General features: G+C 67.8%; 13 protein-coding genes and 1 riboswitch. Of the genes, 4 read left to right on the forward strand and 9 right to left on the reverse strand.

Annotation, left to right across the window (positions count from 1 at the left end; translation table 11 throughout):
• Positions 1-158 precede the first annotated feature (158 nt).
• The 4 genes from erpA to C7H73_RS14795 all read right to left on the reverse strand — a co-directional run bounded on the left by erpA (position 159) and on the right by C7H73_RS14795 (position 3595).
• Complete coding sequence (gene erpA / locus C7H73_RS14780; RefSeq protein WP_106847351.1) at positions 159-533, reverse strand: iron-sulfur cluster insertion protein ErpA; 375 nt, start codon at positions 531-533, stop codon at positions 159-161.
• A 188-nt stretch (positions 534-721) separates the two neighbouring features.
• Positions 722-1114, reverse strand: a complete 393-nt coding sequence (gene rpsI / locus C7H73_RS14785; RefSeq protein ID WP_106847352.1) for a 30S ribosomal protein S9 — start codon at positions 1112-1114, stop codon at positions 722-724.
• A 9-nt stretch (positions 1115-1123) separates the two neighbouring features.
• Positions 1124-1552 (reverse strand): 50S ribosomal protein L13, encoded by a 429-nt coding sequence (gene rplM / locus C7H73_RS14790; protein WP_106847353.1) that lies wholly within the window; start codon positions 1550-1552, stop codon positions 1124-1126.
• 168 nt (positions 1553-1720) lie between these two features.
• Positions 1721-3595, reverse strand: coding sequence for a serine/threonine protein kinase (locus C7H73_RS14795; protein ID WP_106847354.1), 1875 nt, complete (start codon positions 3593-3595; stop codon positions 1721-1723).
• A 91-nt stretch (positions 3596-3686) separates the two neighbouring features.
• Here C7H73_RS14795 and C7H73_RS14800 point away from each other — a divergent pair, with 91 nt between their 5' ends.
• On the forward strand, positions 3687-4574 hold the full coding sequence (locus tag C7H73_RS14800) for a 23S rRNA (adenine(2030)-N(6))-methyltransferase RlmJ (RefSeq protein WP_106847355.1): 888 nt from the start codon (positions 3687-3689) through the stop codon (positions 4572-4574).
• Positions 4575-4586: 12 nt separating this feature from the next.
• Here C7H73_RS14800 and C7H73_RS14805 read toward each other — a convergent pair whose 3' ends face one another.
• From C7H73_RS14805 to C7H73_RS14825, 5 genes are all read right to left on the reverse strand, one after another.
• Entirely contained in the window at positions 4587-5312 is a 726-nt protein-coding gene (locus C7H73_RS14805; RefSeq protein WP_227001364.1) for a septal ring lytic transglycosylase RlpA family protein, read from the reverse strand.
• A gap of 63 nt (positions 5313-5375) precedes the next feature.
• The gene (metF, locus tag C7H73_RS14810) at positions 5376-6218 is read right to left on the reverse strand and encodes a methylenetetrahydrofolate reductase [NAD(P)H] (RefSeq protein WP_106847357.1); all 843 of its coding nucleotides are present in this window, start codon (positions 6216-6218) and stop codon (positions 5376-5378) included.
• Positions 6215-7222: a TlyA family RNA methyltransferase gene (locus C7H73_RS14815; protein WP_106847358.1), complete on the reverse strand. Its 1008-nt coding sequence runs from the start codon at positions 7220-7222 to the stop codon at positions 6215-6217. The genes metF and C7H73_RS14815 overlap by 4 nt, the downstream gene beginning before the upstream one ends.
• 114 nt (positions 7223-7336) lie before the next feature.
• The gene (gene ahcY / locus C7H73_RS14820) at positions 7337-8773 is read right to left on the reverse strand and encodes an adenosylhomocysteinase (protein ID WP_106847359.1); all 1437 of its coding nucleotides are present in this window, start codon (positions 8771-8773) and stop codon (positions 7337-7339) included.
• A gap of 83 nt (positions 8774-8856) precedes the next feature.
• Positions 8857-8946: riboswitch (S-adenosyl-L-homocysteine riboswitch) on the reverse strand.
• Positions 8947-8960: 14 nt separating this feature from the next.
• Positions 8961-10187: an MFS transporter gene (locus C7H73_RS14825; protein WP_106847360.1), complete on the reverse strand. Its 1227-nt coding sequence runs from the start codon at positions 10185-10187 to the stop codon at positions 8961-8963.
• 162 nt (positions 10188-10349) lie between these two features.
• Here C7H73_RS14825 and C7H73_RS14830 point away from each other — a divergent pair, with 162 nt between their 5' ends.
• The 3 genes from C7H73_RS14830 to C7H73_RS14840 are packed head-to-tail and all read left to right on the forward strand — an operon-like array spanning position 10350 to position 15330.
• On the forward strand, positions 10350-11975 hold the full coding sequence (locus tag C7H73_RS14830; protein ID WP_106847706.1) for a peptide chain release factor 3: 1626 nt from the start codon (positions 10350-10352) through the stop codon (positions 11973-11975).
• A gap of 8 nt (positions 11976-11983) precedes the next feature.
• The gene (locus tag C7H73_RS14835; RefSeq protein WP_106847361.1) at positions 11984-14986 is read left to right on the forward strand and encodes an acyltransferase family protein; all 3003 of its coding nucleotides are present in this window, start codon (positions 11984-11986) and stop codon (positions 14984-14986) included.
• The gene (locus tag C7H73_RS14840; protein WP_106847362.1) at positions 14983-15330 is read left to right on the forward strand and encodes an EamA family transporter; all 348 of its coding nucleotides are present in this window, start codon (positions 14983-14985) and stop codon (positions 15328-15330) included. Before C7H73_RS14835 ends, C7H73_RS14840 begins: the two co-directional genes overlap by 4 nt.

A 15330-nucleotide genomic window follows, 5' to 3' on the forward strand; every position in this document is an offset into this window, starting at 1 on the left:
CTGCAGTCCAGGGGATGAAAGAACAGCGGACTCATCGTGGGCGCCGGCGAGGTGCGTGCCTGAAGGGGTCGGCGCCCGCGGCCAGGCATGCATGAAAAAACCGCCCTCGGGCGGTTCTCTCGTTTACGCACGGCGGCCCTGGCGGCCGGTGCGATCCATTATTGGTCAGTGGGCGAGAAGCTGGAGCCGCAGCCGCAGGTGGTTTCGGCGTTGGGGTTCTTGATGACGAACTGAGCGCCCTGCAGATCTTCCTTGTAGTCGATCTCGGCGCCCACCAGGTACTGAAAGCTCATGGCGTCGATCAGCAGCGACACGCCATTCTTGGTCATGGTGGTGTCGTCCTCGTTGGTGATCTCGTCGAACGTGAAGCCGTACTGGAAGCCCGAGCAGCCACCGCCCTGCACAAATACGCGCAGCTTCAGATCCGGGTTGCCCTCCTCGGCGATCAGGTCGGCCACCTTGGCGGCAGCGCTGTCGGTGAACAGGATGGGGGTGGGCATTTCGGTGGTGGTGATTTCGGCAACGGCGCTCATGTCGGCTCCTGGGCAGTGGTACGCGGAATGTTAAGGCAAACCCTGTGGCGCCGCAGGGGCAGCGGCATTTGCCGCCAGGGCGCATAAGGCTTTAGCCGCATATGGGGCCGCAGGCCGCGGCAGGCAATGCCTGCAGGCATGAAAAAACCGCCACGAGGGCGGTTCTTTCGGCTCTGCAAGGCTGAATATCAGCGCTTGGAGAACTGCTTGGCGCGGCGTGCGGAGTGCAGGCCGACCTTCTTGCGCTCGACTTCGCGGGCGTCACGGGTCACGAAGCCGGCAGCGCTGAGCTGGGGCTTGAGCGTGGCGTCGTAGTCGATCAGAGCGCGGGTGATGCCGTGGCGGGCAGCGCCGGCCTGGCCGGATTCACCACCGCCGTGCACGTTCACCTGGATGTCGAAAGTCTCGACATGGCCCGTGAGCGCCAGCGGCTGCTTGGCAATCATGATGGAGGTTTCGCGGCCGAAGTACTGCTGAATGTCTTTGCCATTCACAGTGATCTTGCCGGAGCCCTTCTTCAGAAACACACGGGCGACGCTGGACTTGCGACGGCCGGTGCCATTGTTCCATTCACCAATCATCTCGGCTCCTTAGATATCCAGCACTTTGGGCTGCTGCGCGCTGTGCGGATGCTCGCCGCCGCCATAGACCTTGAGCTTCTTGACCATGGCGTAACCCAGGGGGCCCTTGGGCAGCATGCCCTTGACGGCCTTTTCCAGGGCGCGGCCGGGGTGCTTGGCTTGCAGGTCGCGGAAGTTGGTGGCAGTGATGCCGCCGGGAAAGCCGGAGTGGCGGTAGTACATCTTGTCCGTGGACTTGGTACCCGTCACTTTGAGCTTGGAGGCGTTGATCACGACGATGTAGTCGCCGGTGTCAACGTGAGGCGTGTAGATGGCTTTGTGCTTGCCGCGCAGACGGAGGGCCACTTCGCTGGCGACCCGACCGAGCACCTTATCGGTGGCGTCAATCACAAACCACTCGTGCACGACCTCAGCAGGCTTTGCGCTGAAGGTGGTCATGGTGAGTTTTCTCTGGAGAAAGAGGGTTTGGCCGGTCCTTTTCCACGGTCGGTGCTCTTCTTGACGTGAGCCTCTTAGGTGGGTGCAAGGCTTCGCCGCGGGACCTGAAAATCGCTGCGAAGCCCGCCATTATATAACGCTGGCCAAAAAAACCCGCGCCTGCGGCCGCTACTGCGGGTACATCTGTTGCTGGCGCGCCGCTTCCTCGCGCTGGCGGCGCGCGGCCACGCACACGGGGTGGCCTGCCAGCGCGGCGGTCTGGCACTGCTCGTGGATGCACAGCGGCCGCGCCAGGAAGCTGGCGGAGGCGCAGGCCTCCTGGGGCCCGGCCACGCGCGCGGGGGGCGCTGCACGCGAGGCAGCCGGGCGCGGCTCGGGCGGCGCCGGGGCCTGCACGACCGGCTCGGGAGCAGGCGGCGGGCGTGGGGCTTCCTCCACCCGGCGCGGGGCGCGGGGCCGCGGTGCAGGCGCTGCCGGCTGGAGCGCAGCGGCCGCTTCGCTGGCAGCGGCTCCCGCTTCGTCCACCGCTTCGTCCTGCGCCGCCTCGGGCGGCGGCGAAAGCGGCAGCGGCGGCGGCGGCAGGGGCGGCGGCGCCAGTTCGGTGATGATTTCGCTTTCGGGCGTGTAGCGCGGGCGCTGCTGCTGCTGGCCCCACCACCAGGCCACGGCCAGCAGCACCAGCAGCGAGGCGGCCATGGCCCCCATCAGCCGCGCGCGTCCGGCAAGGGCTGCAGCGGGGCCTGCGCGGCGCGGCGGCTGCCCTGCCCCGGGGTGGCCCGGGTCTTCTGTCGCGAGACGCTGCCCGCCCGCCCTGGATGTGCGCGGCGCAGGCTCGTCCAGCGCCAGGTTGCGCGTATCGGCAAAGGCCGTTGTGTCCCAGTCCACGGCCACCGTTTCGGCAAATGCCGGGGCGCCTTCAGGCGCCTGCTGCACCGGCGCCTCGGGCACGGTGTCGCCGGCCGAGGGGGGGGAATAAGGCTGGGACAGCGCGGACAGGTCGATGACCTTGTCACTGGCCACGCCCTGCGCATCCTTGCTGGAGGGCTCGACCCAGACGTCCGCCAGCTCGGCGCGGAAGTCGAAATGCTCCAGCCCGGCCGGGGCCTCGGTCATGCCCATTTCCTGCAGGAAGGCGTCGATGGTCTGCGGCCGGTCCTGCGGCTGCAGCTGCAGGCTGTGCGCGACGGCGTCGATGAAGGGGCGCGAATACTCCACGCCGAACTGCTTGCGCACGGTGCGCGCCACGCGCGAGAACGGCACCATGCGGTCGCGGATGGCGCGCAGCGTGGCCGGCAGCGGCGTATCGTTGCACAGGCAGCCATGCACCACGGCGCCCAGCGAGTACAGGTCGCTCCAGGGGCCCTGCTGCAGCTGCTGGCCAGCGTCGGTGTACTGTTCGATAGGAGCGTAGTTGACCTTGAGCACCGAGGTCAACCGCTGCGAGCCGTCGCCGATGACGTGGCGCGCGGCGCCCAGGTCCAGCAGCACGGGCGGGCCCGCGTCCTGCAGGAAGATGTTGTCCGGCGAGATGTCGCGGTGCAGCGCCTGGCCCTCGTGCAGCACGCGCAGCGCACTGGTCACCGACCACAACAGCTTGCGCAGCCAGGCCTCGGGCGGCGGCGTGCGCATGTGGGCGCGCGCCTGCTTGAGCGTCATGCCGCCGTACAGCGGCATGACCATGTAGGCGGTGTGATTGGCCTCCCAGAAGCGGAAGACCTTCACCAGGGACGGGTGGTCGAACTGGGCCAGCAGGCGCGCCTCGCCCACGAAGGAGGCCAGACCCGCCTGGTAGGACTGCGCGTCCGAGGACGAGCGCACCCACAGCGACTGCCCGTCGGCACGCCCGGCCAGCGCCGCCGGCATGTATTCCTTGATGGCCACGAAACGCAGTAGGGAATGGTCGAACGCCTGATAAACCATGCCGAAGCCGCCCACCCCCAGCAGCGCCAGCACCTCGAATTCACCCAGGCGCGTGCCCGGCGGCAGCGCATCGACGTGATGGGCGACGCTGGCTGGGGTGGCGCGGACGGGGACGGCAGACATGGAAGGGGCAGCGGATCAGCGAGGCAGGAGAGCTTGGCAGCGGTGCATTGTGCGTCATCACGGGCGACGCCGCCCTGGTTACCATCGCCGCATGTTCAGTTATCGCCACGCCTTCCATGCAGGCAACCACGCCGACGTGCTCAAGCACACGGTGCTCATCGCCACCTTGCAGCATGTGCTGCTCAAGGAGGCCGCGCTCATGGTGCTTGACACCCATGCGGGCGCCGGCCTGTACCGCCTGGACGGCGACTACGCCAACACCAGCGGCGAAAGCGCCGACGGCATTGCCCGGGTGCTGGCCGCGCCCGGCCCGCTGGCGCCCGCGCTGCAGGCGTATGTGGACACCGTGCGGGGCTTCAACCAGGGCCAGCAGGTGCGTGTCTATCCCGGCTCGCCCTTCATCGCCCAGCGCCTGCTGCGCGCGCACGACCGCCTGAAGCTGTTCGAGCTGCACCCCAGCGACGCCCGGGCGCTGGAGCGCAACGTGGAGCAGCTCGATGCCGGCCGCCAGGTGGCGGTGCTGCGCGAGGATGGCTTCGAAGGCGCCCGCAAGCTGCTGCCCCCTGCGGCGCGCAGGGCGCTCGTGCTATGCGACCCCAGCTATGAAATCAAGACCGACTACGGCCGGGTGCAGGACATGCTGCAGGACGCGCTCAAGCGCTTTGCCACCGGCACCTACGCCGTGTGGTACCCCATCATCCCGCGCCCCGAGGCGCACGACCTGCCGCGCCGCCTCAAAACCCTGGCCACCAAGCTCGGCAAGCCCTGGCTGCACGCCACGCTCACGGTCAAGGGCAGCAAGATGGCGCCGCCGGCCGCCGGCGACAGCCGCCGCCCCGGCCTGCCGGCCAGCGGCATGTTCGTCATCAACCCGCCCTACACCTTGCAGGCCGCCCTGCGCGAGGCGCTGCCGCAGATGGCCGAGCTGCTGGCGCAGGACCGCCACGCCGGCCACACGCTGGAAGCGGGCGGCGGCTGAGGCAGCGGGCAGCTAGCGCTTTCGCGGCTTGCGCCGCGCCTTGGGCTTCGGGGCGGGCCTGGCGGCCCGGGTGGGCGGCGCCAGCTGCAGGGCCTCGTCAGCCGCCGCCGCGTCCAGCCCCAGGCTGGAGCCTTCCACCTGCGCCTCCAGCTCCTCGGGGCAGGTGTCGCTGCCCTCATCCAGACGCCACAGCTGCACCGGCTTGATGCCCAGGCCGACCATGCCCAGCTCCTCGGCGGCGGCGCGGCTCAGGTCGATGACGCGGCCGCGCACGAAGGGCCCCCGGTCATTGATGCGCACCATGACGGTGCGGCCGTTGACCAGGCTGCGCACGCACAGCCGCGCGCCAAAGGGCAGGCTGCGGTGCGCGGCTGTCAGCTCCTCGCGGTCATAGCGCTCGCCGTTGGCGGTGCGCCGCCCGTGCAGGCTGTCGGCATACCAGGACGCCTGGCCACTGCCCAGCAGCACTGGCGGCTCGGCTGGCTCGGCCTGCGGCGGCAGGCGCAGGCCGGGCGGGCCTGAGGCCTCGGCCGGGCCGCGCTCGGGCCTGATGCGCAGCGCCGGCTCCGCCCGCTCGGGCGGTGTCGCCAGCAACGGAATACTGGGCGCAGGGGCCGGCGCTGCGGCCTGCGGCGGCGCGGCGGCAGGCTCGGGCGTGGCCGCCGGGGGGGCGGCGCAGCCGGCCATCAGGGCGGCGGCGGTCGCGGCCCAGAGCAGTCGCAAGGGGGGTGGGTGCATGGAGGTGGCGTTCCTGCGTTGCGCAAGCAAGGCACTTTAGCCGCCTGGCCCGTCTGCCCCGCTTCAGAGCTTGAGGCGCTCGCAGATGGCCAGCGTGGCCGCGCTTTGGTTCATGGTGTAGAAGTGCAGGCCTGGCGCGCCGGCGCGCACCAGCTGCTCGCACAGCTGCGTCACCACGTCCAGCCCGAAGGCGCGGATGCTGGCCACGTCGTCGCCAAAGCCCTGCAGGCGCAGCCGGATCCAGCGCGGAACCTCGGCGCCGCAGGCGTCGGAAAAGCGCAGCAGCTGGCTGGCACCCATGATGGGCATGATGCCCGGCACCACCGGCACGTCCAGCCCCAGCCGGCGTGTGTCCTGCACGAAGCGCTGGTAGGCATCGGCGTTGAAGAAGTACTGGGTGATGGCCGAGTCGGCGCCGGCGCGCACCTTGGCGGCAAAGGCGTTCAGGTCGGTCTCGGCGCTGCGGGCCTGGGGATGGATCTCGGGGTAAGCCGCGACTTCGATGAAGAAGTCGTCCCCGGTTTCGGCGCGGATGAAGGCCACCAGGTCGCTGGCGTAGTGGAACTCGCCGCCCAGGCCGTAGCCGCTGGGCAGGTCGCCGCGCAGGGCCACCAGGCGCTTGACGCCCATGGCCTTGAGCTGCGCCAGCTGCTCGCGCACGCCGCTTTTGGTGGCGCCGATGCACGAGAAGTGCGACGCGGCATCCACGCCCTCGGCCAGGATCTCGCGCACGGCGGCGAAGGTGCCTTGCTGCGTGGAGCCGCCGGCGCCGTAGGTGACCGAGCAAAACTGCGGCGCGCGCGCATACAGCTGCTGGCGCACGGCGCGCAGCTTCTCGGCGCCCTCGGGCGTCTTGGTCGGAAAGAACTCGAAGCTGACGGGCAGCGCTGCGGTCGTCGTGCTCATGCGGCGCTCCCCAGGTCGGCGTGGATGAAGAATTCGCGGTTGCCGTCGCCGCCTTCGATGGGGCTGTCCAGCCAGGCGCGCACGCGCAGGCCCAGCTGCTCGCAGCTGGCGCGCAGGCGCTCCTCGACCTGGGCGTACAGGCTGGCGTCGCGCACGATGCCGCCCTTGCCCACCTGGCCGGGCTGCAGCTCGAACTGCGGCTTGACCAGCAGCAGCAGCTGGCCGCCCGGCTGCAGCAGCGCCACCAGGGCCGGCAGCACCAGGGTCAGCGAGATGAAGGACACGTCGCCCGTGATGAAGGGGAAGGCGGGCGTGATGTCCACCTGCTCGCGCCCGGCGCGGCGGCGGCGCACGGTGGGCAGGCTGCCGGCGGCGCGGGCCTGGGCGCGGGCGGCGCGCTCGGCCTTGAAGGCCTCGACCTCGTGCTCCTTGGCGTCGGCACTGTCATCGTACTCGTCGTCCACCATGCCGCCGTTGCGCATCCAGGCGTAGGGGGCCTGGGGCTGGGTGTCGTTGTCCTCGGGCTCGGCGTCGATGCGCTCGCACAGCGCGTCCTCGCAGGCCTCTTGCAGCGCCTCTGGCGTGAGGTGGCGGGCGTTCACGCCCTCCACGCCGACCACGCGGGGGTCGGCCTGCAGCCGCTCGTGCAGCTGGTTCTGGCCCACATCCACGCCAATGACCTGCGCCGCGCCGTGCGCCAGCAGGCAGTCGGTAAAGCCCCCCGTGCCCTGGCCCACGTCCAGGCAGCGCAGGCCGGCCACACTGATGCCGGTGGCGGCCAGCGCGCCTTCGAGCTTGAGGCCGCCGCGCGAGAGGTACCTGGCCTCGGACGCGTCCAGCAGCTGCACCTGGGCGCCGGGCGGTATGTCGTCGCCGTTCTTGCCCACCTTTTGCCAGGGCAGCGTGGCCGCCAGGCGCCATTGCACGCCGGCGGCGATCAGCCGCTGGGCCTGCGAGCGGGTGGCCGCATGGCCGCCCTCCACCAGAAACACGTCCGCACGCATCGTGCCGTCCTCTCTCTTTTTGATAGCTGCTGGCGCTTGTTGCAAGCCACCTTCAGAGGGCTTTCACTCCGAAACCGGCTTCTATCAAGCGCTGGCAGCTATGATTTTTGATGCTCAGTAGCGGTACGTCTCGGGCTTGTAGGGCCCACTCTTGTCCACGCCGATGTAGGCGGCCTGGGTGTCGGTCAGCTCGGTGAGCTGGGCGCCGACCTTCTTCAGGTGCAGGCGCGCCACCTTCTCGTCCAGCACCTTGGGCAGCACGTAGACCTTGCCGGCCTGATAGTCGCCCTGCTTGGTGAACAGCTCGATCTGGGCGATGGTCTGGTTGGCGAAGCTGCTGCTCATCACGAAGCTGGGGTGGCCCGTGGCGCAGCCCAGGTTGACCAGGCGGCCCTTGGCCAGCAGGGTGATGCGCTTGCCGTCAGGGAAGATCACGTGGTCAACCTGGGGCTTGACCTCTTCCCACTGGTACTTCTCGATCGACGCCACGTCGATCTCGTTGTCGAAGTGGCCGATGTTGCAGACGATGGCCTCGTTCTTCATCGCCACCATGTGCTCGTGGCGGATCACGTCGCGGTTGCCGGTGGTGGTCACAAAGATGTCGGCCAGTGGCGCGGCGTATTCCATGGTGACGACCTTGAAGCCCTCCATCGCGGCCTGCAGCGCGTTGATGGGGTCGATCTCGGTCACCCACACCTGGGCGCGCAGGGCGGCCAGCGCCTGGGCACAGCCCTTGCCCACGTCGCCGTAGCCGGCGACCACGGCCACCTTGCCGGCGATCATCACGTCGGTGGCGCGCTTGATGCCGTCCACCAGCGATTCGCGGCAGCCGTACAGGTTGTCGAACTTGGATTTGGTCACCGAGTCGTTCACGTTGATGGCGCGGAACAAGAGCGTGCCCTTGGCGGACATCTCGTTGAGGCGGTGCACGCCGGTCGTCGTTTCTTCCGTCACGCCGATGATCTCGGCCGACTTGCGGCTGTACCAGGTGGCGTCTTCGGCCAGCTTCTTGCGGATGGAGGCGAACAGGATGCGCTCTTCTTCGCTGGCGCCGTTGCCGGCCACGAGCGAGGCATCCTTTTCGGCGCGCTGGCCCAGATGCATCAGCAGCGTGGCGTCGCCGCCATCGTCCAGGATCATGTTGGGGCCTTCCGCCCCGCTGCCCTTCGGCCCGAAGTCGAAGATGCGGTGCGTGTAGTCCCAGTAATCCTCCAGCGACTCGCCCTTGATGGCGAAGACCGGCGTGCCGCCGGCGGCGATCGCGGCAGCGGCATGGTCCTGCGTGGAGAAGATGTTGCACGAGGCCCAGCGCACCGTGGCGCCCAGCGCCTGCAGCGTCTCGATCAGCACGGCCGTCTGGATGGTCATATGCAGCGAACCGGTGATGCGCGCGCCCTTCAGGGGCTGGGCGGCGGCGTACTCGTCGCGGATGGCCATCAGGCCGGGCATCTCGGTTTCGGCGATGCGGATTTCCTTGCGGCCCCAGTCGGCCAGCGACAGGTCGGCAATGGCGCAATCGGCCGGGGAAAGGGAGGGGGTGCGGGTGTTCATGGCGGCTCCTGGGCGGTTGGGAAACACCACCGGCCGCGCGAGGCAGGAACGCAGGAAAGAAGTCCGCCGCCCATCGCACGCCAGGTGGATGAGCGTCGTTGCACAGCGGGCCGGGCCCGATCTCCCGAGCCTCACGCCGCCTGAGCGGGGGCGCTGCAACGCTCCTCGGGAAAGGGCCGCATTATATTCAACGTCCCGCCGCGCGCAGGCGCAGGGCCAGCGCCAGGGCCGCGCCCAGCAGCGCCAGCGCAAAGCCGGCCATGCCCGGCCAGCGCCCGTGCTCCCAGAACCAGCCGCCCACCGAGCCCAGCACGCTGGAGCCCAGGTAGTACGCCAGCAGGTACAGCGACGAGGCATGGCCCTTGGCCGCCCCGGCCAGGCGCCCGACCCAGCCACTGGCCACCGCGTGCGCCACGAAAAAGCCAAACGTCAGCAGCGCGATGCCCGCCATCACCGCCGCCAGCGGCGCGGCCAGCGTCAGCAGCACGCCCACCGCCATCAGCAGCACCCCGCCTACCAGCACCGGCGCCCGCCCGCGCCGGTCGGCCAGCGCCCCGGCCGCGGGCGAGGCCACCATGCCGAACAGGTAGGCGGCAAACACCAGCCCGATCTGCGTTTGCGACAGGCCGTAGGGCGGCAGCGCCAATCGAAAGCCCACGTAGTTGAACAGCGAGACGAACACGCCCATCAGCACGAAGGCCGAGACAAACAGCCGCGCCAGCGCCGGCGTGGCCAGGTGCGCGCGCCAGGCCGCCAGGTGCTGCGCCAGGGTCAGGCGCTCGGCCGCCGCGCCCGCCTGCGCGGCGCGCTGCGCGCGCGGCAGCAGCAGCACGAAGCCCACGGCCGCCAGCAGGCCCAGCACGCCCATGCCGGCCAGGGCCACGCGCCAGCCCCAGGCGTCGGCCAGCATGCTCATGCCGATGCGCCCGGCCATGCCGCCAAAGGCCGTGCCGCCGATGTACAGCCCCATCGAAAAGCCCAGGCCGCGCGGGTGGATCTCCTCGGCCAGATAGGCCATGGCCACCGCCGGCACGCCGCCCAGCAGCACGCCCTCCAGCGCCCGCGCTGCCAGCAGCGCGCCCCAGGCGGGCGCCAGCGCCGCTGCCACGTTGCACAGCGCAGCCAGCGCCATGGAGGCGAACATCAGCCGGCGCTTGTCCCGCCCCTGCGACAGCGCCCCGGCCGCGAAGATGGCCACCGCCAGGCAGCCCGTGCTGGCCGACAGCGCCAGCGAGCTGCCGGCCGGGCTCAGACCGAAGTACGCCGCCAGCTCGGGCAGCACCGGCTGCACGCAGTACAGCAAAGAGAAGGTGGAAAAACCGGCCAGGAACAGGGCGGCACTGACGCGGCGATAGGCAGCGCTGCCCGCCTGCACCCAGGTGCGGGCCGCCGGCGCGGCAGGGGTTTCTTGCATGGCCGCTACTGTGGCACGGCGCGCCCGGCCGGCCGGACGCGCCCTGGTCCGTAGAATTGCGCATTTGCCACTGTGCCGGCGGGCCCCGCCCGGCACGCGCCCGTCCGACGCGCCGCGCCGCCTGCCTTGCGCCGCGCCCACCACGCCTTTCTCGCACGCACCGTGTCCTACGCCTTTGAAACGCGGCGCCGCCGCACCTTTGCCATCATCTCCCACCCCGATGCGGGCAAGACCACGCTGACGGAAAAGCTGCTGCTGTTCTCCGGCGCCATCCAGATCGCCGGCGCCGTGAAAGGCCGCAAGGCCAGCCGCCACGCCACGTCCGACTGGATGGAGATCGAAAAGCAGCGCGGCATCTCGGTGGCCAGCTCGGTCATGCAGATGAGCTACCGCGACCACGTCATCAACCTGCTGGACACGCCGGGGCACAAGGATTTTTCCGAGGACACCTACCGGGTGCTCACGGCCGTCGATTCGGCCTTGATGGTCATCGACGCGGCCAACGGCGTGGAAACGCAAACGCGCCGACTGATCGAGGTTTGCCGCCAGCGCGATACGCCCATCATCACGTTCGTCAACAAGATGGACCGCGAGGTGCGCGACCCGCTGGACATCCTGGACGAGGTGGAGCGCGAGCTGGGCATGCCCTGCTGCCCCATGACCTGGCCCGTGGGCCAGGGCCGGCAATTCGGCGGCATCATCGACCTGCGCACGCGCACCATGACGGTGTTTTCACCCGGCAGCGAAAAGCGTCCGGAAGACTTCGAGATCATCCCGCTGGCCGAAGCCGACAGGCTGCGCGCGCGCTTCGGCTCGGTCTTCGACGACGCGCTGGAGAGCATGGAGCTGGCCGTGGGCGCCTCCGCCGAGTGGAGCCACGAGCAGTTCCTGGCCGCCAAGCTCACCCCCGTGTTCTTCGGCTCGGGCGTGAACAACTTTGGTGTCAAGGAAGTGCTGGACGCGGTAGTGGACATGTCGCCCCCACCCGGCCCGCGCACGAGCACGCTGGCCGTGAACAAGCAACCTGTGGAAAAGGTCGTACAGCCTGAGGACGAGGGCTTTGCCGGCGTGGTCTTCAAGGTGCAGGCCAACATGGACGCCAACCACCGCGACCGCATTGCCTTCGTGCGCGTGGCCTCGGGCAAATACACACCCGGTATGAAGATGCGCGTGCAGCGCACGGGCAAGGAGCTGCGCCCCACGTCGGTCGTCACCTTCATGAGCCAGCGCCGCGAGGCGGTGGAAGAAGCCTACGCGGGCGACATCATCGGCTTTACCACCCACGGCGGCGTGCAGCTGGGCGACACCATCACCGATGGCCCGGCCCTGCAATTCACCGGCCTGCCCTTCTTCGCGCCCGAGATGTTCATGACGGTGGTGCTGAAAAACCCACTGCGCACCAAGCAGCTGCACGAGGGCCTGATGCAGCTGGGCGAGGAAGGCGCCATCCAGGTGTTCAAGCCTGAGGCCGGTGGCAACATGCTGCTGGGCGCCGTGGGCCAGCTGCAGTTCGAGGTCGTGCAGCACCGGCTGAATACCGAATACAACTGCGACATCCGGCTGGAGGGTTGCCAATACACCGGGGCGCGCTGGATCACGGCGGACACGCCGGCCGAACTGCGCGAGTTTGAAAACGCCTATCCGCTGCGCATGGCGCGAGATGCAGCGGATACGCTGGCGTATCTGTGCACGAGCCCCTACGACGTACGGCTGGCGCAGGAGCGGTTTCCGAAGATCCATTTCCATCCGCTGCGAGAGCATGCGGGGTTGGCATTGCAGAGCAGCTGACTGCCAGCATGAGCCCCCTCTCCCCTTCTGCCCAAGGCAGCCATCCGGGCAACAACTTCGATGCGATCCGCATCGTCGCCGCCACCATGGTGCTGGTCAGCCACCACTACGCTCTGACCGGGCAGATGGAGCCGTCCTTTTTTGGCATCCACAGCCTGGGGGGGCTGGCCGTCACCATCTTTTTCGTCATCAGCGGATATTTGGTGACTGCCAGCTGGCAGCGCGACCCCAACGTATGGCGCTTCGGCCTGCGGCGCTTTCTGCGCATCTGGCCTGCACTGACCGCTGTGATCGTGTTAACAGCCTATGGACTGGGCGCCTGGGTGACGGAACTGCCGCTGGGGCAATACCTGACGCATGGAGCCACGGCGAACTACCTGCAAGGCCTGTGGATGAAGATTCACTTCGTGCTGCCGGGGGTCTTTGAGGACAATCCCTATCCGTCCGGAGTCAATGGTTCGCTGTGGACCATCCCGATCGAGGTGCGGTGCTATCTCTTCCTGGGTTTGGCCGGCGTGGTGGGCCTGCTCCGCTTTCGTGTCGTGTTTCTCACGGGTGTTGCCATTGCCCTGGGCTGGTTTCTCTTGCGCAGCAACGCCGACCTGACCGGAAGCGTGCATTACGGACGCGAACTGAGCGTATTTTTCCTCTCCGGCGCTGCGCTGCAGGCATTAGAGCCGCAGTGGCGCCGCCGTCCTGCGCGGTGGGCGGCTGTGTTGTGCCTGCTCGCTGGCGCAGCCTGGGTGGCGGATTGGCGGCACACTGCTTTGCTGCTGGCCCTGCCCTTCGCCGTCATCTATGGCGGCACGCGCGCCACGCCCTTTCTGCGCCGTGCAGGACGGTGGGGCGACCCGTCTTACGGCATATACCTCTTCGCCTTCCCGATCCAGCAAACCATCATTTTTTACGCCTGGCCTGAAGCAGGTTTTACAGGATCCCTGCTGCTGGCCATAGCCTGCACGACGGCCCTCGCCTATGCCAGCTGGCATCTGCTAGAAAAGCAGGCTCTGAAGTTCAAACCCAGTCGGCAGCAGCGCACTTGGCGGGCCACCCTCTCATGTGGCCTCCAACGCATCAGAAATATTCTTTTGTCTCCCTGGGCGTGGCCTGTCATCGCCGGATTTGTCGGGCTGCGCCATATCGCACACAGGCTCGGTGCGCCGGTGCTTCCAGATCCGGAGTACACCTATCTGCCAGCCGCCCGCGCGTTCCTGGAACAAGGATGGTCCTTTCTGCTCACCCCGCAGAGCTATCAAGTGACGCCGCTGGCCTATCTCTGGCCTGCGCTCTGGGGAGCAGAGCCACTGCTGATCCGCGTGGCCAATATGGGGTTGTGGATAGGGAGCGTCTTTTTCCTCTGGCGTACCAGCTGCCTGCTGGGCGGTCCGCTGGCCGGAGCCAGCGCCATGGTGCTGCTCCTTCTTTCCTCCGAACTGCTGCGCTACTTTCCTTCAGAGATGACGGAGCCGCTCTTCCTGTTTGCTCTGTTCGGCTGGATGCACGCGCTTGCACGCATCGTCATTGCGCGTGACTACAGGGCATCGACGGCACTCCAGGGTGCCATCATGCTCACCCTGACGCTGCTGACCCGTCCTGTGTTGCAGCTGGTCGCGCCTGCGGGCCTGCTCGCCTGCCTGGCATGGCTGACCTATCGCGCAGCCTTTCTAAGAGGCGAGAGCGACGACAGCCCCGTGCCTCGACAGGTGGCAGCCCTTGCCTGGAGTGTGGCAGGCGCACTGGTGCTGCCTCTTGCACTGGTTCTGAAGAACGGGTTGGTCTTTGGGTTGTGGGGCCTGGGCACGGGCTCGGGCATCGGGTTATACCTTGGTACGCATCCGCTTTTCCAGGGTGCAGAACCGGGCTTTCTCGGATTCGGCTTCGATGTCAACACCCTGGTCGCGCTGGCAGCCCAGTCGGGCAACCCGCTTTCACTGGAGGGAGACCGGGCAACATCTCTCGCAGCTTTTTGGCAGCTTCAGTCGATGGCGCCTGCCGAGGCTGTGCAGTTCTTCACCCGAAAGCTGTGGTGGTGGCTGGCTCACCACCCGGCTCAGATCGAAACCGCAGGCCGAACGCTGCGCAACGTCCGCCTCATTGAGTTTTTTCTGATCGCGGCCGCCGTCTTGCACCTGCTGTTGAATCGTCGCCTGGCAGTACAGCCAGGCAGCGAGCCCGTCCTGCTACGCCGCTCACCCGCCCTGTGGCTCGCCGCGCTGCTTGCTCTACTTCTGGGCGCGATGCTGGTTCAGCTGCTGCCCATCTTGCACAACAGCCGCTACAGCTCCGTGCTTCTCGACCCCTGGCTGATACCTCTGGCGTCCTTGAGCATGGCTGTGCTCATAGGCACGCTGCACATTCGGATCGAACGCTCACGCAGCCGTTGGTGCCTTGCGCTGATGACCAGAGACCACCGTGCAGTCAGTTCGACACTCGGCTGGCTAGTCGTTGTGGTGGCCTTGTCTTTCACGGCTTCGTTCCTGTCGCTCAAGTGGGAGCGCAACGCCATTGATCCCGAACGAATGGGTGCGGTCCGCACGATCGTGCAGCTGGCCGAGAATGTGGAAACAGCAGCCCATGGCATGCAGCCTGCTGGCGAGCAGGCCTGGATAGTCATGCAGTCGCCTGCCTCCTTGAATGTCGCTGTTGACGCCTCGGTTGTGAAGCAGATCAGCGAAGCCAACCCCTTTAACGCTCTCTGGGAAACACAGCTGGCATTGGAAAGCGCAGGCGGAAAATGTCGACAGGTGGGCTTCTCCTTTCAAACATTTACCGGACGCATTCTCCAGCCATCCTACCGCCTGCCTCTACAGCCGCGAGTGGAGACCGATGGTGCCATGCGCCCACTGGTGGTATCCGCCAATCACGAGTTGCGTCCGCGTGAACCGGGCAGCCTGCGCATCGAGATCCATTGCCCCGTGGGCACACGCCTGCAGTGGGGCGGTACGCGAGTGCTTGAAAGCCGCCATCCCTGGGACGCGGCCGCTCACATCCAACCACGAGATCCCGCATGAGCCTTAGCCTCAGTCTTTTTACGCTGCTGTGTGTCGTCGGCATTTCCATAGGCCAGCTGCTTTTCAAGAAGGCCGCGGCTGCATTGCCCGCAGCGCTTTCGCTGGGAGCTGTGGTGACCAACGGCTGGTTGCTGGCGGCACTTGCGCTGTATGGAGTTACTACCCTGGCATGGATCTGGGTGCTCAGACATGCACCCCTGCATTTGGCTTATCCATTCATGGGCCTCGCATTTCTGATCGTGCCGACGCTGGCGTGGTTGCTCCTCGGGGAGCCGCTGCACTGGCGCACCCTGGCGGGCGGCGCCTTGATCATGGCTGGCGTTGCGCTGGCCTCCACCAGTTGA

The organism is Pulveribacter suum (assembly GCF_003013695.1).
In the GTDB taxonomy this organism is placed as follows: Bacteria; Pseudomonadota; Gammaproteobacteria; order Burkholderiales; family Burkholderiaceae_C; genus Melaminivora; species Melaminivora suum.

Excerpts from the sequence above, each read along its gene's own strand:
- rplM (WP_106847353.1), bottom strand. The coding sequence starts at position 1,552 with ATGACCACCTTCAGCGCAAAGCCTGCTGAGGTCGTGCACGAGTGGTTT.
- C7H73_RS14795 (WP_106847354.1), bottom strand. The coding sequence starts at position 3,595 with ATGTCTGCCGTCCCCGTCCGCGCCACCCCAGCCAGCGTCGCCCATCAC.
- rpsI (WP_106847352.1), bottom strand. The coding sequence starts at position 1,114 with ATGATTGGTGAATGGAACAATGGCACCGGCCGTCGCAAGTCCAGCGTC.
- C7H73_RS14805 (WP_227001364.1), bottom strand. The coding sequence starts at position 5,312 with ATGCACCCACCCCCCTTGCGACTGCTCTGGGCCGCGACCGCCGCCGCC.
- C7H73_RS14825 (WP_106847360.1), bottom strand. The coding sequence starts at position 10,187 with ATGCAAGAAACCCCTGCCGCGCCGGCGGCCCGCACCTGGGTGCAGGCG.
- C7H73_RS14840 (WP_106847362.1), top strand. The coding sequence starts at position 14,983 with ATGAGCCTTAGCCTCAGTCTTTTTACGCTGCTGTGTGTCGTCGGCATT.
- C7H73_RS14815 (WP_106847358.1), bottom strand. The coding sequence starts at position 7,222 with ATGCGTGCGGACGTGTTTCTGGTGGAGGGCGGCCATGCGGCCACCCGC.
- C7H73_RS14835 (WP_106847361.1), top strand. The coding sequence starts at position 11,984 with ATGAGCCCCCTCTCCCCTTCTGCCCAAGGCAGCCATCCGGGCAACAAC.
- metF (WP_106847357.1), bottom strand. The coding sequence starts at position 6,218 with ATGAGCACGACGACCGCAGCGCTGCCCGTCAGCTTCGAGTTCTTTCCG.
- ahcY (WP_106847359.1), bottom strand. The coding sequence starts at position 8,773 with ATGAACACCCGCACCCCCTCCCTTTCCCCGGCCGATTGCGCCATTGCC.
- C7H73_RS14800 (WP_106847355.1), top strand. The coding sequence starts at position 3,687 with ATGTTCAGTTATCGCCACGCCTTCCATGCAGGCAACCACGCCGACGTG.
- erpA (WP_106847351.1), bottom strand. The coding sequence starts at position 533 with ATGAGCGCCGTTGCCGAAATCACCACCACCGAAATGCCCACCCCCATC.